This window comes from Pedobacter jeongneungensis, from assembly GCF_039538295.1.
Taxonomy (GTDB): Bacteria; Bacteroidota; Bacteroidia; order Sphingobacteriales; family Sphingobacteriaceae; genus Pedobacter; species Pedobacter jeongneungensis.
In genome coordinates, this window is sequence record NZ_BAABBY010000005.1 from 439,717 (window position 1) to 455,812 (window position 16,096).

A 16,096-nucleotide genomic window follows, 5' to 3' on the forward strand; every position below is an offset into this window, starting at 1 on the left:
TTCGTCATTTACAATATTGTTAGAACAGATTTATATCTATGAATAAAAAATTTAATTTGAATAAGAGATCAAGACTGGCAGTTCTGTTTTTTGCGATTACTCTTTCCTGCTCTTGCGTGAGCAATAAAAAAATTGCTTATTTCCAAGACATTCAGTCAGTTAAACAAGCTAGATTAGATAGTGCAATTGCTTTTACGGAGCCTGTAATCCAGCCAGATGATATATTAAGCATCAATGTCTTTACATTAAACCCTCAAAGTGGAGCCATTATTAATCAAGCCGCATCAACGCCTACATTGGGTGGTAACACAAATAGTAGCTTAGCATCCCAAAGTACCGGTTTTTTAGTCGATAAAAATGGAGAGATTGAACTCTCACTTATTGGAAAATTAAAAGTGGCAGGTTTAACTACCTATCAGGCAAGGGAATTGATTCGTGAAAAAGCCACAGATGTTTACAAACAGCCTAATGTGCAATTGCGTTTTGCCAATTTTAAAGTAAGTGTGTTGGGCGAGGTAAATGCGCCATCTGCTTATACGCTACCCAATGAAAAAGTGACAATTTTAGATGCATTAAGTCTGGCGGGGGATTTGACCATTTATGGCAGAAGAGAAAATGTATTGATTGTTCGCGACAATAATGGTAAAAAAGAATTTGCAAGGTTGGACCTCAATTCCAGTAACATTTTTAGCAGCCCATTCTACTATTTAAAGCAGAATGATGTAATTTATGTGGAACCCAATAAGCGTAAGGTTTCTGCTTCTAATTCTGCTCAAATCCAAACAATAGGCGTAATTGCCTCCGTAGTTTCGGTAATTGTTTTGGCTATTTCTAACTTTAAATAATAGCAGCTGTTTAAATGAATAATCCAGAAATGAATAGCGCACATGAGCGTGAAGAAGTAGAAATTAATTTTAAAGACATATTTAATAAATTTTTAGATAAGTGGAACTGGTTTTTAATAAGTATCATCATTTGCCTATTTACTGCTTATATATATGGAAAATATACAGCTCCAAGTTTTCAAATTTCAGCAAAATTAATTGTCAATGATGATCAGAAAGGTAGTGGAATAGGCAAACAGGCTGGAGCTTTGATGGATTTAGGTGGAATAATGGGTTCTAAAAACTCCGTCGATAATGAAGTCGAAATCTTAAAAACCAGATTTCTCATGGAACAAGTGGTAAGGGATATGCGGTTAAATATTGTTTATTCAAAGAAAATAGGTTTAGTTAGTCGTGAATTATATCAATCACCATTTAAAATTAATATTCTTAAAAGTGTTGACACGATAGCACCTGCAAAATTGAAAGTGGTTAAAGTTTCGCCAAATAAATTTTTAGTTAGTACCAAAGATTTTAAAAAAGAAGCTAGTTTGAATGAAACTTTCAATTTTCCAGGTATTGGTGTCTTAGAAATAGAATCAAATTCTTCTAATATGTCGAGTGAGGGTGAATTTTATGTCTCTATTAGTTCAATTGATTCAAAAGTTGCATCTCTTATGGGGCAATTTTCTGTTGCTGCTAGTAATAAGCAAGTAAGTATCATTGATCTGAAATTAACTTATCCATTACCAAAGAAAGGCGAAGATATTTTAAATACCTTAATTAAAAAATATACGCAATCTAATTTGAATGATAAGAATGCTGTAGCTGATAGTACGTATCGTTTTATCAAAGAAAGATTAAATGTTATTGCCTCTGAATTAGGGGATGTTGAAAACAAAGTAGAGAACTTTAAGCAACAAAATCAACTCGCAGATATGAGTGAGCAGGGAAAGTTATTGGTCCAAAGTTCAGGCCAATTCTCTGCAGAATTAGCTAAGGCTGAAACTCAGGTTAGCGTAGTTTCTGAATTAGAAAAATACATAAAAGACGGCGGTAATAGTAAACGTGCATTTCCATCTTCGCTTATCCCACAAGATATCGTATTTTCTAATATTATGGAACACTACAATTCTTTAGTTATCGAACGGGAAAGACAACTGTTGAGTGTTACTGAACAAAGTCCATTTATTCAAAATATAGATCAGCAGATTGCAGAACTGCGTAATAATATAATTTCGAACATTCAAAGTACTAAAAAAGCTGCTCTGCTTACCAGGGATAAACTAAGGAACCAATTAAAATCTGCTGAGAATCAAATTTCTGGTGTACCTCAAGTCGAAAAAAACTATTTGAAATTAGCCAGAAATCAACAAATTAAGCAAGAATTGTACATCTTTTTGATGCAGAAAGCGGAAGAAACTAATATTTCAAAAACCGCTAATATCTCAATTGCCAAAACTATTGACCCTCCAAAGTCGGAAGTTACGCCGTCTAGCCCCAAGAAAAGTATAATCTATTTCTTGGGTTTAATTATGGGGATAGTTTTTCCTATATCAATGGTTTTTGGATTAGAAATATTTAATACAAGCATAGATACAAAAGAAGAGATCACTTCACTCACCAGAGTTCCAGTAATAGGTGAAATTAGCCATAATAAAAGCGACGATAATTTGGTTGTTGCTAACCAAAGCCGGTCTGCCATCTCAGAGCAATTCAGGGCTTTACGCACTAACCTTTCGTTCTACCTCAAAAAAGAAAATGAAAAAATTATCCTTTTAACCTCCAGTATGAGTGGAGAGGGTAAGTCTTTTACAGCTATTAATTTAGGTAATATCTTAGCTTTAGCCGGAAAGAAGGTATTGTTGATGGAATTGGATTTACGCAAACCAGGTCTGTCTGCAAAATTAGGGGTACGAAATGACATGGGATTCAGTAATTTTACCATAAGTCCTGAAGTAAAGATGGCCGATATTGTTAAGCCATTATCGATCAATAAAAATATGTTTATTATTTCATCTGGGCCTTTGCCGCCAAATCCAGCCGAGACATTAATGAATGAACATGTTCCAAGTCTTATCGAGAAATTGAAACTTGAGTTTGATTATATAATTATGGACGCTCCCCCTGTAGGAATTATCGCCGATGCTCAATTACTTTCCAGATATGCTGATGTAACTTTGTATTTGGTAAGACAGAAAGTGACACAAAAGAATCAGCTTAAAATAGTTGAAGAATTGTACCTGACGAACAAAATGAAGAATCTCGGAATTGTGGTTAATGATATTATTAGTAAATATTATGGTTATGGCTACGGGTATGGAACTTATGGCGAAAACACAAATGAAAAATGGTACCGAAGAATCTTTAAAAGATAAAATAGAACTAAAATATTTTTTATATAAGAGATTCAGTCCGATATTTTGAACAATATTATTTTATAAGGGGATCAGCTATAGTTTAATGATTCAAGAAACTAACAAGTCATCTATAAATATAAACATTTGCAACACCAATTTTCTGGTGGTTGATTTTGATGAGAGCATTGGTAGTTTTGTGAATTGCTGAATCAGTTCTTACTATTCGAAATAATTTATAAAAACCAATTACGTGGCTATGAGCTTAGATAGGGTAAAGAAAATAAATTTGCCGAAAATTTTAGATGAGAGAGGCAATCTCTCATTTCTAGAAGAATACAAACATATACCTTTCAAGATTGAAAGGACCTATTGGATATACGATGTACCAGGAGGAGAAGTGAGAGGTGGACATAGTTATTACGAAAATGAAGAAATTATCATCGCTTTAAGTGGAAGTTTTGATGTAGTATTGAATGATGGCATGTCTGAAAAAAAAATCTCACTAAATAGGTCTTATTATGGCTTATATGTTCCAAAAGGAACTTGGCGGCATATGGAAAATTTCTCTACAAATGCACTGGGTTTTATTGTTGCATCAACCAAGTTTTCCGCAGACGATTATGAGAGAGATTTCAACAAATATTGTTCGTTAAATAAATTTTAGGTTATGACTACGACATACGATTGTTCTATTTTTGAACTTCCTCAAATTAAGAGTCGTGCAGGCAATATAACACCTGTACATAATAATTTAGAGATCCCATTTGAAATTAAGCGAATTTTTTATTTGTACGACATACCTGGTGGCGAATCCAGAGGCGCACATTCTCACAAGGAGTGCCATCAATTTTTAATTGCTGCTAGTGGAAGTTTTGAAGTTTTACTGGATGACGGGAGGACCAAAAGATTGATCCAACTAAATAGACCTTATATAGGACTACACATTCCTCCTGGAATTTGGGCCTCAGAAGTTAACTTTTCATCGGGTTCAATATGTTTGGTATTGGCATCTCATACCTTTAATGAAGAAGATTATATCCGAGATTATGTTGAATACATTAAATATACGTATGGGTAATATTCACAAACTATCAGATGTTCAGTCTACCCAGATTGGATTAAATACCGTTGTATGGCAGTTTACTGTAATTTTAGGGGGTGCTTCAATTGGAGCTAATTGTAACATTAATTGCAATTGTTTCATAGAGAACGACGTTACAATTGGGGATAATGTCACAATTAAATCAGGGGTACAAGTATGGGATGGTGTGCAGATTGAAAACAATGTGTTTGTTGGGCCAAACGTGACTTTTACGAATGATCTGATTCCACGGTCTAAAATTTATCCTAAAGAGTTCAAAAAAACGATTTTAAGAGAGGGCTGTTCTATTGGTGCAAATTCTACAATTGTAGCTGGCATCACTATTGGTGAAATGGCTTTTATTGGGGCTGGGAGCGTTGTGACAAAGTCAATACCACCATTTACGGTTTGGTATGGTAATCCCGCAAAACAACATGGGTATATAACAAATGACGCTTGTTTATTAGGGCTGGACTTAATAGATAAGCAAACGGGTATACAATATTTTTTAGATGGATTTAAACCGATTACAAAATGATTAAATTTCTAGATTTATATAAAATCAACCAGAACCATAAGTTACAGTTGGTAGAGGCTTTTACAAGAGTTTTAGACTCAGGTTGGTACATTATGGGCCAGGAGTTGAAGACTTTTGAGCACGAATTTGCTCATTATACGGGAGTCAAACATTGTATCGGTGTAGCAAATGGTTTAGATGCATTAGTTTTAACTATAAGGGCCTATAAGGAATTAGGAGTTTTTAAGGAAGGTGATGAAATCATAGTACCCTCTAATACCTACATTGCAAGCATTTTAGCTATCTCTGCCAATAATTTGGTTCCTATTCTTTTAGAGCCGAATATTTCAACCTACAACATCGACCCCACTTTGATAGAAGCTGCTATTACATCAAAAACTGTAGCTATTTTGCCCGTGCATTTGTATGGACAACTTTGTGAAATGGAAGAAATTTTGAATATTGCTAATAAATATAATCTTAAAGTTATAGAAGATTGTGCACAAGCACATGGGGCAAGAAATATTAATGGAAAACTTGCAGGTAGTTTTGGAGATGCTGCCGGCTTTAGTTTTTACCCAGGGAAAAACTTAGGAGCTCTTGGTGATGCTGGCGCAATAACAACAAGTGATGATCAATTGGCTGATACTTTAAGGGCATTGTTAAATTATGGTTCTCATATTAAATATCAAAATAAATATAAGGGCGTAAACAGCAGATTGGATGAGTTGCAGGCAGCATTGCTAAATGTGAAACTTAAAGCTCTTGATGATGAAACAGAAATAAAACGAAAAATTGCTAACCGATATATTAATGAAGTTAACAACCAGAAAATTATAATGCCAAGTGCCGATGTACAGAGTGCACATGTTTGGCATCTTTTTGTAGTAAGGGTTCAAAACCGTCAAGAATTTCAAGAATATTTAACCGACAATAATATTCAGACAGTGATCCACTACCCCATCCCTCCGCATAAACAGGAGGCTTACAGGGAATTAAATGATTTGCTGTTTCCTATATCGGAAAAAATCCATGAAGAGGCAATTTCATTACCATTAAGTAATGTTATTGATTCTTCAGATGTTGATCATATTATATCGATCTTAAATGAGTATTAAGTCAATATCTAAAAAAATAGCCGCACTGACTTTAAATAAAATTATTTCAAGGATATATATTAAACAAAGAATATTAAAGTATAAACTATTATCAAATTGTAAAACAATAATAGGGAAGCCTATTTTGACTACTCCTATGTTGGCTCTAGGACAAGGAATAGTCCGATTTGGTGAAAATGTTAACTTAGGAGTGTACGGTTCACCAAATTTTTTTAATAGCTACATCTACATTGAGGCAAGAAATACTTCATCGTCTATTGTTTTTGGAGATAATATATATATAAATAATAATGCAAGTTTTATAAGCGAAGGGGCTGGTATTGTGATAAAAAATGATGTTTTAATAGGCCCAAATTTTTCAGTCTTTGATTCGGACTTTCATGAAATAGATCCAAATAAGAGATTGTCTGGAAAACACATTACCAGAGAGGTAATTATTAATGAGAATGTCTTTATAGGTTCAAATGTTACAATCTTGAAAGGGGTAGAAATTGGAAGAAACTCAGTCATTGCCAGTGGGTCTGTTGTAACTAAATCAGTTGAAGCCAATATTATTGCTGGAGGTAATCCGTGTAAATTTATAAAACAACTTAACGTATAATTGTGAAGTTAATAAAAACAAGTCTTTTTTCGGCTATAGTTACATTTATTAGAATAAGTTCAGGATTTGTTGCGAGCAAGGCAATAGCAATTTTTACTGGTCCAGCAGGTGTAGCATTAATTGGTGCATTTGCTAATTTTATATCAGTTGTATTATCTTTTGCAAATGGGGCAATAACATCTGGTGTTGTAAAGTATACTGCAGAGTTTAACAATGATGAGGATGAATTAAAGAAGATTTTTAGAACGTCATTTCTAATTTCTCTTTTTTGTTCTATTATAGTTGGAGTAATCCTTCTCATTTTTGCAAAAAATTTTTCTAACCTAATTCTTACTAACGATGTATATACAAATCCGATAAGGATTTTAGGCCTGACTATAGTTCTATATTCGCTAAATTCTCTCTTAATTTCGATTTTGAACGGTAAGGGTCAGATTAGATTATACACCTGGGTAAACACAATAGGAAGTATTATTGGGCTAATATTTACTATTGTTTTAGTTTATTTTTATAAAGTACAAGGCGCGCTGTATGCTCTTGTTCTTTCTCAGTCAATTGTTTTTTTTATAACTCTTGTGCTCATTGTAAAAAGTCCTTGGTTTTCAATAGACTACTTTAAGGGACCTCTAGACAAAATAGTAGCGATGAAGTTAGGCCATTTCAGCTTAATGGCAATAGTTACAGCTTTAACTATGCCTGTTGCTCAAATTATATTAAGGAATATGCTAATTTCAAATTTAGGAATCAATGCTGCTGGAATTTGGCAAGGAATGATGAGAGTTTCTGATGGCTATTTAATGCTAATCACCACAGCATTAAGTACGTATTATCTTCCAAAACTTTCATCTTTAATTAAAGATACAGAGATAAAAAATGAAATATTTAGAGGATATAAAATAATACTTCCTTTAGTATTTTTAGGCTGCATTTTGATATACTTCCTTCGATTTTTTATTATCAGGATATTATACACGCCCGAATTTAATGAGATGCAAAGCTTATTCCTTTGGCAGCTTGTTGGTGATTTTTTTAAAATGGCTTCTTGGATGCTGGCTTATCTAATGCTTGCAAAGGCTATGACTAAAGCGTACATTATTGTTGAAGTTGTTTTCAGTTTGGGCTATGTCCTTTTGAGTTATTATCTTACAACTAATTTTGGATTAAAGGGTATTTCAATTGCTTTCGCTTGTAATTATTTTTTATGTTTTATAGCTATGATTATTATTTTTCGAAAACTACTATTAACTCCGAATGAATAATTTACCTTTAGTATCAGTCATAATACCGTGTTACAATCATCAAGATTTTATAGAGGCCTGCTTAGAGAGCGTTGTCAATCAAACATATAAAAATATCGAGGTAATTGTAATAGATGATGGTTCAAAAGATGAGACACCACGTATTTTACAAAAACTTGCAAATAAATATACCTTTAGTCTCGAGATTCAAAAAAATTTAGGATTGTCTAAAACGCTGAACAAAGCAATTAGAAAATACGCAGGGGGCAAATATATCAGTATCATAGCATCTGATGATTATTGGGAATTAAATAAGATATCTAAACAAGTTGACTTTCTAGAAAATTCAGAGAATTATGCGCTTGTATTTGGAAAGGCAAAAATTGTTGATAACAATAATGTATTTTTAGGTAATTTGGGCGATGATATGAATGAAGAGTTATCGTTTGAAACTTTACTATTTGATAACAAAATTATTGCTTCAACAACGATGTTCAAAAGAGATATATGGGAAAAAGTAGGTGGTTTTAATGAAGATAGTTATATTGAAGATTGGGATTTATGGCTTAAAATGGCTGAGAATTATAAAATCGGCTTTATAAATGAAAACCTAGGATTTTACAGGCGCCATGGTTCGAATATGTCAAATAACCTTCTTAGGATGGAGAATGCTAAAACAAATATTGTAAAGCAATGGTCTGCTAAAGACCAATATCCTTTAGCAATTAAATTGCATATTTTATCAAAAGCAAATATTTTAGCGCCAAAATTTAAAAAAGAGACAATGACACTGCTTTGGGAAAATAAGAATTATTTCTTTAGTGTCAGATATTTAACAGCTTGCATAAGACTATTGTTTTTTTGGTAAAATATGATGAAAATACTTCACACGGTAGAATCTTACTTGCCATCTAGGCATGGAATGCAGGAAGTTGTAACTCAATTATCGGAAGCTCTCGTGAAAATGGGGCATGATGTAAGCATAGCGACATCTTACAATGAACACAGAAAAGTTGAAGTAATCAACGGAGTTAAAATTGTGGCGTTTAAAATTGAAGGTAATTATTCAACGGGAATTAAAGGAGATGTTTCTGAATATCAGAACTACTTACTGGCATCTAATTTTGATATCATTACAAACTTTGCTGCACAACAGTGGGCAACTGATTTGATGCTGCCAATAATGGATCAAATGAAAGGGAAAAAAATATTTGTACCTACGGGATTCTCTGCTCTTAATCAACCTATTTATAGAGAATATTTCACCAAGATGAAACTCTGGATGAAAGGATATGATGACAATGTATTTTTATCAGATAATTATAGGGATATAAATTTTGCCAAAGAAAATAATATTACGTCCATTAAAATCATACCGAATGGGGCTAGCGAAAAAGAGTTTTCTGAAACTAATTTCATCAATGTAAGGGAACTTATTGGAGTTCCAGATGAGACTACGCTAATTCTTTCAGTGGGCAGTCATACGGGATATAAAGGTCACGATAAATCAATTGAGATATTCCAAAAAGCTAAAATACCTAATTCGGCATTGTTGATTATCGGAAATGTGACAACAAGTGGTGGGAAGTTTAAAAGTATTTTGAAGGGCTACTTAAATTTACTTGGCCTAAAGCGAACAAACTGCAGCCTTTCTTGTCGAACCAAGGCTCGGCTTCATAATAGTAAAAAATTGAATAACAGTATACATATAAGAGAATTTCCACGTTCTGTCACTGTGAATGCTTATAAGCAAGCTGATCTTTTTATGTTAACATCTTTAATTGAATGCTCCCCTATCGTACTGTTCGAAGCTTTAGCTGGAGAAACACCTTTTCTTGTTAATGATGTAGGAAATGCAAAAGAAATTATAAACTGGACGAGAGGTGGAAAATTATTACCAACTACGTTTGATGATAATGGATTCAGCATAGTGGATATTGATTCTTCTGCAGATATTTTACGTGATTTAGTTAAGGATACAAATCAAATGGAGAAATATGCTTATGACGGACATACTGCATTTTTAAATGGCTTTACTTGGGAGAAAATAGCTCTAAAATATGAAAGGTTATACTTTTCACATGTTAATAAATTAAATTAATGATAATAGTAAAAATTTGGGGTGGGTTGGGTAACCAAATGTTTCAGTATGCTATGGCCAAAGCACTTGCGCTTAAATTTAATTTTGAGTTGAAATTGGATATATCTCATTATAGCAAAAATATTTCAAATGAAACGCCACGACAATTTAGATTAAATATTTTTCATGGAATTACTGATGAGATTGCGTCTCAAAAAGATATAAATACATGCATAACTACATTTAAGGTTCCAATATTTAATTCTATATATAAAATAATTAATCGTAAATTTTCAATATTTAATCCCAACTATATAATTGAAAAAGATAAATCGTTCAGATCAATTGAATATATTGGTACTAAAAATTTGTTTTTAGAGGGTTACTGGCAATCAGAAGAATATTTTAAAGAATATAGGGAGCACATATTAAATTCTTTTAATCTGGAAAGGCTATTTGATAACTCAGAGTTAGCCTTAAAGGTAAAACAAATAGAAATGTTTAATTCAATAAGTATACATGTAAGAAGAGGTGATTATGTCTCAAATATACAAGCAAATTCTTACCATGGTATTTGTAGTTTAGCTTATTATGAAGATGCTATTAAGGCGATAGTTAATAGCCTACAATATGAAAGTGTACGGTTTTATATCTTTTCTGATGACATTTCCTGGTGTAAAGAAAACTTAAAGATATCTTATGACCATGAATATATTACAACAACTGAAGATTATCATGATTTATTTTTGATGGGTCAGTGTAAACATAACATCATTGCCAATAGTTCGTTCAGCTGGTGGGCAGCATGGTTAAATCCATATATTGAAAAAAAAGTTATTGCCCCTAAAAATTGGTTTGTTACAGAGGATGTTGATAACATAGTTCCAAATGAATGGATCAGAATATGATAGGTAATAAATTACGGTATTTGTTTCTTGTAGGAATAATATTTCTATTTATTTATAATCCGCCTATTTACTTTTTTCCAATGAATACGGGTATTCTTGTAGGTATGGCTTTTTTCTGTTGTTATGCTTTCAAATTTTTGTCCAGTTTGATAGTGAAAGTACCAGTTAGAATAGATCGTTCTATACTGAAAATAATTGTATCTATAAGTTTTATTGTTTTATACTCATTAATTGTTGCACTTGTAAGCGGCTCTCTTGATTTGCAGGTGTTTAAATCTTATCTATCATTTCTTTTGTTCTACATTCCTGGTGCATTTGGTATCGTTTGGTGGGCAAAGCGATATTTTACTCCAATTGATTTGCTTAAAATGTTTGTTTTAGCTACAGTATTACAGAGTTTAATAATACTATTTATGTTAGCTATACCTAGTGTAAAGTTTTTCTTTTTTTCACTTTTAAAGGATGGGGATGCGAGGATAGAAAAGAACTTACTCTCAGGTGGTTTTCGCTTTCTTGGCTTTGCGTTTAACCCTACATGGGATTTATCTATTGTGCAATCAATGGGTGTGATGTATTTATGCTTACTTTTTAAGTTGGATAAAAAAGAGATTACTTTTAAAAATTCCTTATTTTTCTTATTAATAGCGATTAGCATTTTTTTAACTGGGCGAACTGGTTTTATTGGACTTTTATTGGGGTTAGTGATTTTAGTAATACCGAGCAACATTAAAGAAGTTCCTTTTTTAAAATTAGGTAAGTTTTTAACTAAAATATTAATAATAACATTACCATTAATCATACTAATCATGGCAATCTTGCCTACCGATGTTGTTGATATAGTGGAAAATAATGTTGTCCCCTGGGCCTTTGAACTGTTTCAAAATGATAATGGGGGTAAATTGGAAACTGCTTCATCAAATGAGCTAAAAAAAATGTATTTTATGCCCAATGCGTCTACACTTTTAATTGGTGATGGATACTATGTAAATCCACTCGATACTACTAGATACTATATGGATACCGATGCAGGCTATATGCGTCATATATTGTATTATGGTTTATTAGGTAGTTTTATGATGTGTATTATTTATATAATGATTTTTTTTAAAATTTATCAATTCTCCCATACTCTTGGTAAGTCTAGAGCTTTAAAATTGTTTTCTATACTATTGGCAGCTTATTTTTTTATATCGCACGTAAAGGGTGATTTATTTTTAGGCGCAGATATGCCTATAAAATCTTTATTTTTTTTGTTAGCGATCTTAATGATGAAGAGTAATATTCCTCCGAAACTTAGAATTCAGGGAAAGTTATCATGAAAAAGTATTTAATGACAGCTTTATTATTATTTCATGTTGTAAATGTCTTTGGACAACTGATATTATCCAAGGCCACAAGAGTTGGTGATGTAATGTATAATGTTTTTGATAGTTACACAGGTGAGGCAATTTCCTTAAGGAAAGTAACTAAATTTTATGATGGTTCAGAAATGAACGCTGCGAAATGTGATAATGTTATTTATATCAATTATGGTAAAGATTTTTTTCAGAGAGTTTATGGTGATAATGTAGATATTAGATGGTTTGGGTGTAATGAAAAAAGGAATGATAATCAGGTTATTATCAACAAAATTTTGCAGAAATACAAAACGGCTACGATACCTGCGGGAATATTTGAAATCTCTGGAGGCATTACTGTTCCAGAATATGCTACACTGAAAGGAAATGGAAGAAATTGTATAATCAAACTCAAAGCACCTCTCCCTGTCGACGGTATTAGTGTCTTCAGAGGCGCTGTCATAAAAAATTTTACACTTGATTGTACTGAGACATCCCTTGACCTAAAATCTGCGATAATAATTAACCCATGGCAAAAAAATTCATTTACAGGTCAAGAAATCTTATTAGAAAATTTAAATTTATTAGGTAATTATCCTCATTTACAGGGGGTTGGTCTCAAGCTGCAGATACTTAAAAATGAAAATAATCTTTCGTTGATTGCTTTTTGTAAGTTTCTTAACATTAACATATATGGTTTCAGAGATGGTATATTCTGTGATTTAGATTATTTTGGCGGAAATAAAATTTCATATATTAATGCAAATACCTTTGATAATATCATTATTTACAATTGCCTAAGACCGCTGCAACTAATTAACACTGGAAAAAAAGAGGATGTATTGGCTGGCAAAGCAACAATAATGTCTAATTTTTTCTCCAATATTATCGTCCAACATGTTGTAGGCAAATACCCAGCATTTTATTTGGATGGTGCAGAATATAATAATTTTACAGCGCAAATAATAGATTGGCCTGTTCCATACTTCGAGGAAACTAAGAAGGGAAGAAACAATACCTTTAACTCATTACCATTTGATGGTAACAAAAAGTGAAAATTATTTGTTTTTGATATCTTAGTCAGCAATTATATTAATAAATTAAATAAAAGTGTCAACTAAACCAGTATTATTAACCATTGGGTTACCGTTCTTTAACAATGAAAAAACAATTGCTCAAGCAATTAAATCAGTGTTAAATCAGACATATATTCATTTCGAACTATGTTTAATCGACGATGGTTCAACAGATCAATCTTATAATATTGCAAAACAAGTTGTCGGCGAAGATGCTAGAGTAACTATCATTAGGGATGGTGAGAATAAGGGATTGATAAGTCGTTTGAACCAAATTATAGACTTTTCTAATGGTCTGTATGTGGTGAGAATGGATGCAGATGACATCATGATGTTGGATAAATTGGAGAAACAGGTCAAATGTTTTGAAGAATATCCGGAAATTGACGTAGTTGCTACCGCAGCCTACACGATTGATGAACAGAATAACGTAATTGGGATTAGAGACATACATTCAATCCAAATTCGTTCTGGTAGGGATGTCATTAAATCTTCGATATTAATTCACCCTACTGTGATGGCTAAAAAGTCATGGTTTGTTCAAAATAGGTATGATAATGCATATTTCCGGGCCGAAGATTATGAACTTTGGTGCAGAACATTTAACCATACTGCTTTTTATAGGATTACTGAGCCTCTATTCTTCTACAGAGAGGGCAATGTGAGTTTGAATAATTATAAATTGAGTATGCGAACATTGCGAAAAATACTGAAAAACTATGGTAAAAAATATTTGGGTTGTTCCGAGTTGTACATTGAAATTTCAAAGACCTATCTGAAGAATGCGCTTTATCAAACATTTGGGCTCTTCAAATTGCAGCATATACTTTCATCGCGTAGAAATATGACCCTAACGGATAACCAACGTTCTCATGCAAGGACGATATTGAATAATTTAAATAATCTGTAAAATATATGCGAAAAGTATTACATGTTGTCAATATTTCGTTTGTTCTACCATATTATATAGGTGAGCAGTTTACGTATTTTGCAAATAAGGGAATAGAGTTTTATGTTGCTTGTTCAAATTCAGAACACTTGAATAAATATGCTGAGGAGAAAAAATTCAGAAAGATAGATATTCCAATTTTAAGATCTATAAATCCGATTCAAGATTTAAAGTCGATTTTGGCATTGCGGCATTTTATTAAAAAAAATAAAATAGAAATTGTATTTGGGCATACACCTAAAGGAGCGCTGATAGGAATTGTAGCAGGGTATCTTAGCGGTGTTGAACGGAGAGTATATTTTCGTCATGGTCTTATGTATGAGACATCGACTGGTCTTAAACGCTTTTTGTTAAAAAAAATAGAACAATTAACGAGCAGATTGGCAACTGAAATTGTTTGTGTAAGTCAGTCTGTCATTAATAAAAGTAACCAAGAAAGGCTAAACAATCCAAAAAAAAATATGCTATTGAGTAAAGGTACTTGTAATGGTATTGATAGTGATAGATTTTCCCGTCATACCTTATTGCCTGCAATGCAGAATGAATTGAAAAAACTTCATAATATTACATCAAATAATCGTATAGTAGGTTACGTTGGACGTTTGGTGAACGACAAAGGTATCAATGAGTTAATCGGCGCTTGGAAATTATTAATAAAAGAATTCTGTGATATAAAGCTACTGTTAATAGGTCCATTTGAAGAAAGAGATGGCCTTTCATCCCAGGTAAAAGATTTTATAATCAATGAACCATCTATTATCCATACGGGATTGATTGATGATGTGAAACCATACTATGGCTTGATGGATATTTTTATTCTACCGTCTTTTCGTGAGGGATTCCCAACAGTAGTATTGGAAGCATCAGCTATGGAGCTGGCAGTTATTACCAGCAAATCGACTGGATGTATCGATTCAATAATTGAAAATGAAACTGGGAAATACACTGAAATTTCATCATATGGTATTGCTGAAAATATAAAAGGATACTTATTAAATTGGGACTTAGCAAAAACACATGGTGAAAATGGTAGGAGATTTGTTGTAGAGAATTTTAAGCAACGAATTATCTGGGAAGAGATAGGGCGTAAATTTTTAGATATAAGTTAATGACGGCTTTAATAACTGGGATAAATGGATTTGTCGGAAGAAATCTTAGTAAGTATTTAGGCTCCGCAAAAGACTTAAATTTAAGAGGTGATTGGTCAAATGAATTAGAGACTGGTAGTGTACTACCAATTATACATTTAGCTGGCAAGGCTCACGATATGAAAGCAGCTTCAAATCCAGATCAATATTATGAGATTAATTTTGAATTAACTAAAAAATTATATGATAAATTTTTAAAGTCTAATTCAAAAAAATTTATATTTATTAGTTCTGTAAAAGCGGTAGCTGATGTGGTACAAGGAGTTTTGACAGAAGATTCCATTCCAAACCCATTGACGCACTATGGGATATCTAAACTTATGGCCGAAGAATATATTTTAAGACAGCCCTTGCCGCCAGGAAAAAGTTGTTATATTTTACGGCCATGTATGATTCATGGTCCTGAAAATAAAGGAAATCTAAATCTTTTATACAAATTTGTAAAAATGGGAATACCATATCCTTTAGCGGCTTTTGACAATAAAAGGTCTTTTTTGAGTATAGAGAATCTTTGTTTTGTAATCAATACGCTACTAGAACAAAACGTGAAATCAGGAGTTTACAACATTGCGGACGATGAGCCATTGTCAACAAATGAAGTTGTTAAGATATTAGCCAAATCGTTAAACAAACAACCAAAATTATGGGCATTACCGATTTGGCTAGTAAGAAAGGTAGCGAAAATAGCAGATTTTATTAAACTACCATTAAATACCGAACGTTTAGATAAATTAACCGAAAATTATATAGTCAGTAACAGAAAAATAAAAGAGGCGATTAATTCGCCTTTACCAGTTACATCTAGAGAAGGATTATCAAATACAGCTAATTCGTTCGAAAAGAGGTAATTCTATCTTAA

The 16,096-nt window shown here is 32.5% G+C and carries 16 protein-coding genes; all 16 read left to right on the plus strand.

Going from position 1 to position 16,096, the window contains the following annotated elements; translation table 11 throughout:
* Window positions 1–38 precede the first annotated feature (38 nt).
* The 16 genes from ABD769_RS12180 to ABD769_RS12255 all read left to right on the plus strand — a co-directional run bounded on the left by ABD769_RS12180 (window position 39) and on the right by ABD769_RS12255 (window position 16,085).
* Window positions 39–845, plus strand: coding sequence for a polysaccharide biosynthesis/export family protein (locus ABD769_RS12180; RefSeq protein WP_344851686.1), 807 nt, complete (start codon window positions 39–41; stop codon window positions 843–845).
* 14 nt (window positions 846–859) lie between these two features.
* Window positions 860–3,202 (plus strand): GumC family protein, encoded by a 2,343-nt coding sequence (locus ABD769_RS12185; RefSeq protein WP_344851687.1) that lies wholly within the window; start codon window positions 860–862, stop codon window positions 3,200–3,202.
* 238 nt (window positions 3,203–3,440) lie between these two features.
* Entirely contained in the window at window positions 3,441–3,848 is a 408-nt protein-coding gene (locus ABD769_RS12190; RefSeq protein WP_344851688.1) for a sugar 3,4-ketoisomerase, read from the plus strand.
* 3 nt (window positions 3,849–3,851) lie between these two features.
* Entirely contained in the window at window positions 3,852–4,262 is a 411-nt protein-coding gene (locus tag ABD769_RS12195) for a sugar 3,4-ketoisomerase (RefSeq protein WP_344851689.1), read from the plus strand.
* A complete protein-coding gene (locus tag ABD769_RS12200; protein ID WP_344851690.1) occupies window positions 4,231–4,803 on the plus strand; it encodes an acyltransferase in 573 nt (190 codons plus the stop codon). Before ABD769_RS12195 ends, ABD769_RS12200 begins: the two co-directional genes overlap by 32 nt.
* The gene (locus ABD769_RS12205; protein ID WP_344851691.1) at window positions 4,800–5,900 is read left to right on the plus strand and encodes a DegT/DnrJ/EryC1/StrS family aminotransferase; all 1,101 of its coding nucleotides are present in this window, start codon (window positions 4,800–4,802) and stop codon (window positions 5,898–5,900) included. The genes ABD769_RS12200 and ABD769_RS12205 overlap by 4 nt, the downstream gene beginning before the upstream one ends.
* A complete protein-coding gene (locus ABD769_RS12210) occupies window positions 5,890–6,501 on the plus strand; it encodes a DapH/DapD/GlmU-related protein (protein WP_344851692.1) in 612 nt (203 codons plus the stop codon). Before ABD769_RS12205 ends, ABD769_RS12210 begins: the two co-directional genes overlap by 11 nt.
* Before the next feature lie 2 nt (window positions 6,502–6,503).
* The gene (locus tag ABD769_RS12215; protein WP_344851693.1) at window positions 6,504–7,760 is read left to right on the plus strand and encodes an O-antigen translocase; all 1,257 of its coding nucleotides are present in this window, start codon (window positions 6,504–6,506) and stop codon (window positions 7,758–7,760) included.
* On the plus strand, window positions 7,753–8,607 hold the full coding sequence (locus tag ABD769_RS12220; RefSeq protein WP_344851694.1) for a glycosyltransferase family 2 protein: 855 nt from the start codon (window positions 7,753–7,755) through the stop codon (window positions 8,605–8,607). The genes ABD769_RS12215 and ABD769_RS12220 overlap by 8 nt, the downstream gene beginning before the upstream one ends.
* A gap of 3 nt (window positions 8,608–8,610) precedes the next feature.
* Window positions 8,611–9,840, plus strand: a complete 1,230-nt coding sequence (locus tag ABD769_RS12225; RefSeq protein WP_344851695.1) for a glycosyltransferase family 4 protein — start codon at window positions 8,611–8,613, stop codon at window positions 9,838–9,840.
* Entirely contained in the window at window positions 9,840–10,727 is an 888-nt protein-coding gene (locus ABD769_RS12230) for an alpha-1,2-fucosyltransferase (protein WP_344851696.1), read from the plus strand. Before ABD769_RS12225 ends, ABD769_RS12230 begins: the two co-directional genes overlap by 1 nt.
* An 80-nt stretch (window positions 10,728–10,807) precedes the next feature.
* Complete coding sequence (locus ABD769_RS12235; RefSeq protein ID WP_344851697.1) at window positions 10,808–12,046, plus strand: hypothetical protein; 1,239 nt, start codon at window positions 10,808–10,810, stop codon at window positions 12,044–12,046.
* The gene (locus tag ABD769_RS12240; RefSeq protein WP_344851698.1) at window positions 12,043–13,119 is read left to right on the plus strand and encodes a hypothetical protein; all 1,077 of its coding nucleotides are present in this window, start codon (window positions 12,043–12,045) and stop codon (window positions 13,117–13,119) included. Before ABD769_RS12235 ends, ABD769_RS12240 begins: the two co-directional genes overlap by 4 nt.
* Window positions 13,120–13,174: 55 nt before the next feature.
* Entirely contained in the window at window positions 13,175–14,050 is an 876-nt protein-coding gene (locus ABD769_RS12245; protein WP_344851699.1) for a glycosyltransferase family 2 protein, read from the plus strand.
* A 5-nt stretch (window positions 14,051–14,055) separates the two neighbouring features.
* A complete protein-coding gene (locus ABD769_RS12250; RefSeq protein ID WP_344851700.1) occupies window positions 14,056–15,198 on the plus strand; it encodes a glycosyltransferase family 4 protein in 1,143 nt (380 codons plus the stop codon).
* A complete protein-coding gene (locus ABD769_RS12255) occupies window positions 15,198–16,085 on the plus strand; it encodes an NAD-dependent epimerase/dehydratase family protein (protein WP_344851701.1) in 888 nt (295 codons plus the stop codon). The genes ABD769_RS12250 and ABD769_RS12255 overlap by 1 nt, the downstream gene beginning before the upstream one ends.
* Window positions 16,086–16,096 lie beyond the last annotated feature (11 nt).

What these genes read in the sequence shown, in the direction of transcription:
- ABD769_RS12180 (WP_344851686.1), top strand. Translation starts at nt 39, where the DNA reads ATGAATAAAAAATTTAATTTGAATAAGAGATCAAGACTGGCAGTTCTG.
- ABD769_RS12185 (WP_344851687.1), top strand. Translation starts at nt 860, where the DNA reads ATGAATAATCCAGAAATGAATAGCGCACATGAGCGTGAAGAAGTAGAA.
- ABD769_RS12190 (WP_344851688.1), top strand. Translation starts at nt 3,441, where the DNA reads ATGAGCTTAGATAGGGTAAAGAAAATAAATTTGCCGAAAATTTTAGAT.
- ABD769_RS12195 (WP_344851689.1), top strand. Translation starts at nt 3,852, where the DNA reads ATGACTACGACATACGATTGTTCTATTTTTGAACTTCCTCAAATTAAG.
- ABD769_RS12200 (WP_344851690.1), top strand. Translation starts at nt 4,231, where the DNA reads ATGTTGAATACATTAAATATACGTATGGGTAATATTCACAAACTATCA.
- ABD769_RS12205 (WP_344851691.1), top strand. Translation starts at nt 4,800, where the DNA reads ATGATTAAATTTCTAGATTTATATAAAATCAACCAGAACCATAAGTTA.
- ABD769_RS12210 (WP_344851692.1), top strand. Translation starts at nt 5,890, where the DNA reads ATGAGTATTAAGTCAATATCTAAAAAAATAGCCGCACTGACTTTAAAT.
- ABD769_RS12220 (WP_344851694.1), top strand. Translation starts at nt 7,753, where the DNA reads ATGAATAATTTACCTTTAGTATCAGTCATAATACCGTGTTACAATCAT.
- ABD769_RS12225 (WP_344851695.1), top strand. Translation starts at nt 8,611, where the DNA reads ATGATGAAAATACTTCACACGGTAGAATCTTACTTGCCATCTAGGCAT.
- ABD769_RS12230 (WP_344851696.1), top strand. Translation starts at nt 9,840, where the DNA reads ATGATAATAGTAAAAATTTGGGGTGGGTTGGGTAACCAAATGTTTCAG.
- ABD769_RS12235 (WP_344851697.1), top strand. Translation starts at nt 10,808, where the DNA reads ATGAATACGGGTATTCTTGTAGGTATGGCTTTTTTCTGTTGTTATGCT.
- ABD769_RS12240 (WP_344851698.1), top strand. Translation starts at nt 12,043, where the DNA reads ATGAAAAAGTATTTAATGACAGCTTTATTATTATTTCATGTTGTAAAT.
- ABD769_RS12250 (WP_344851700.1), top strand. Translation starts at nt 14,056, where the DNA reads ATGCGAAAAGTATTACATGTTGTCAATATTTCGTTTGTTCTACCATAT.
- ABD769_RS12255 (WP_344851701.1), top strand. Translation starts at nt 15,198, where the DNA reads ATGACGGCTTTAATAACTGGGATAAATGGATTTGTCGGAAGAAATCTT.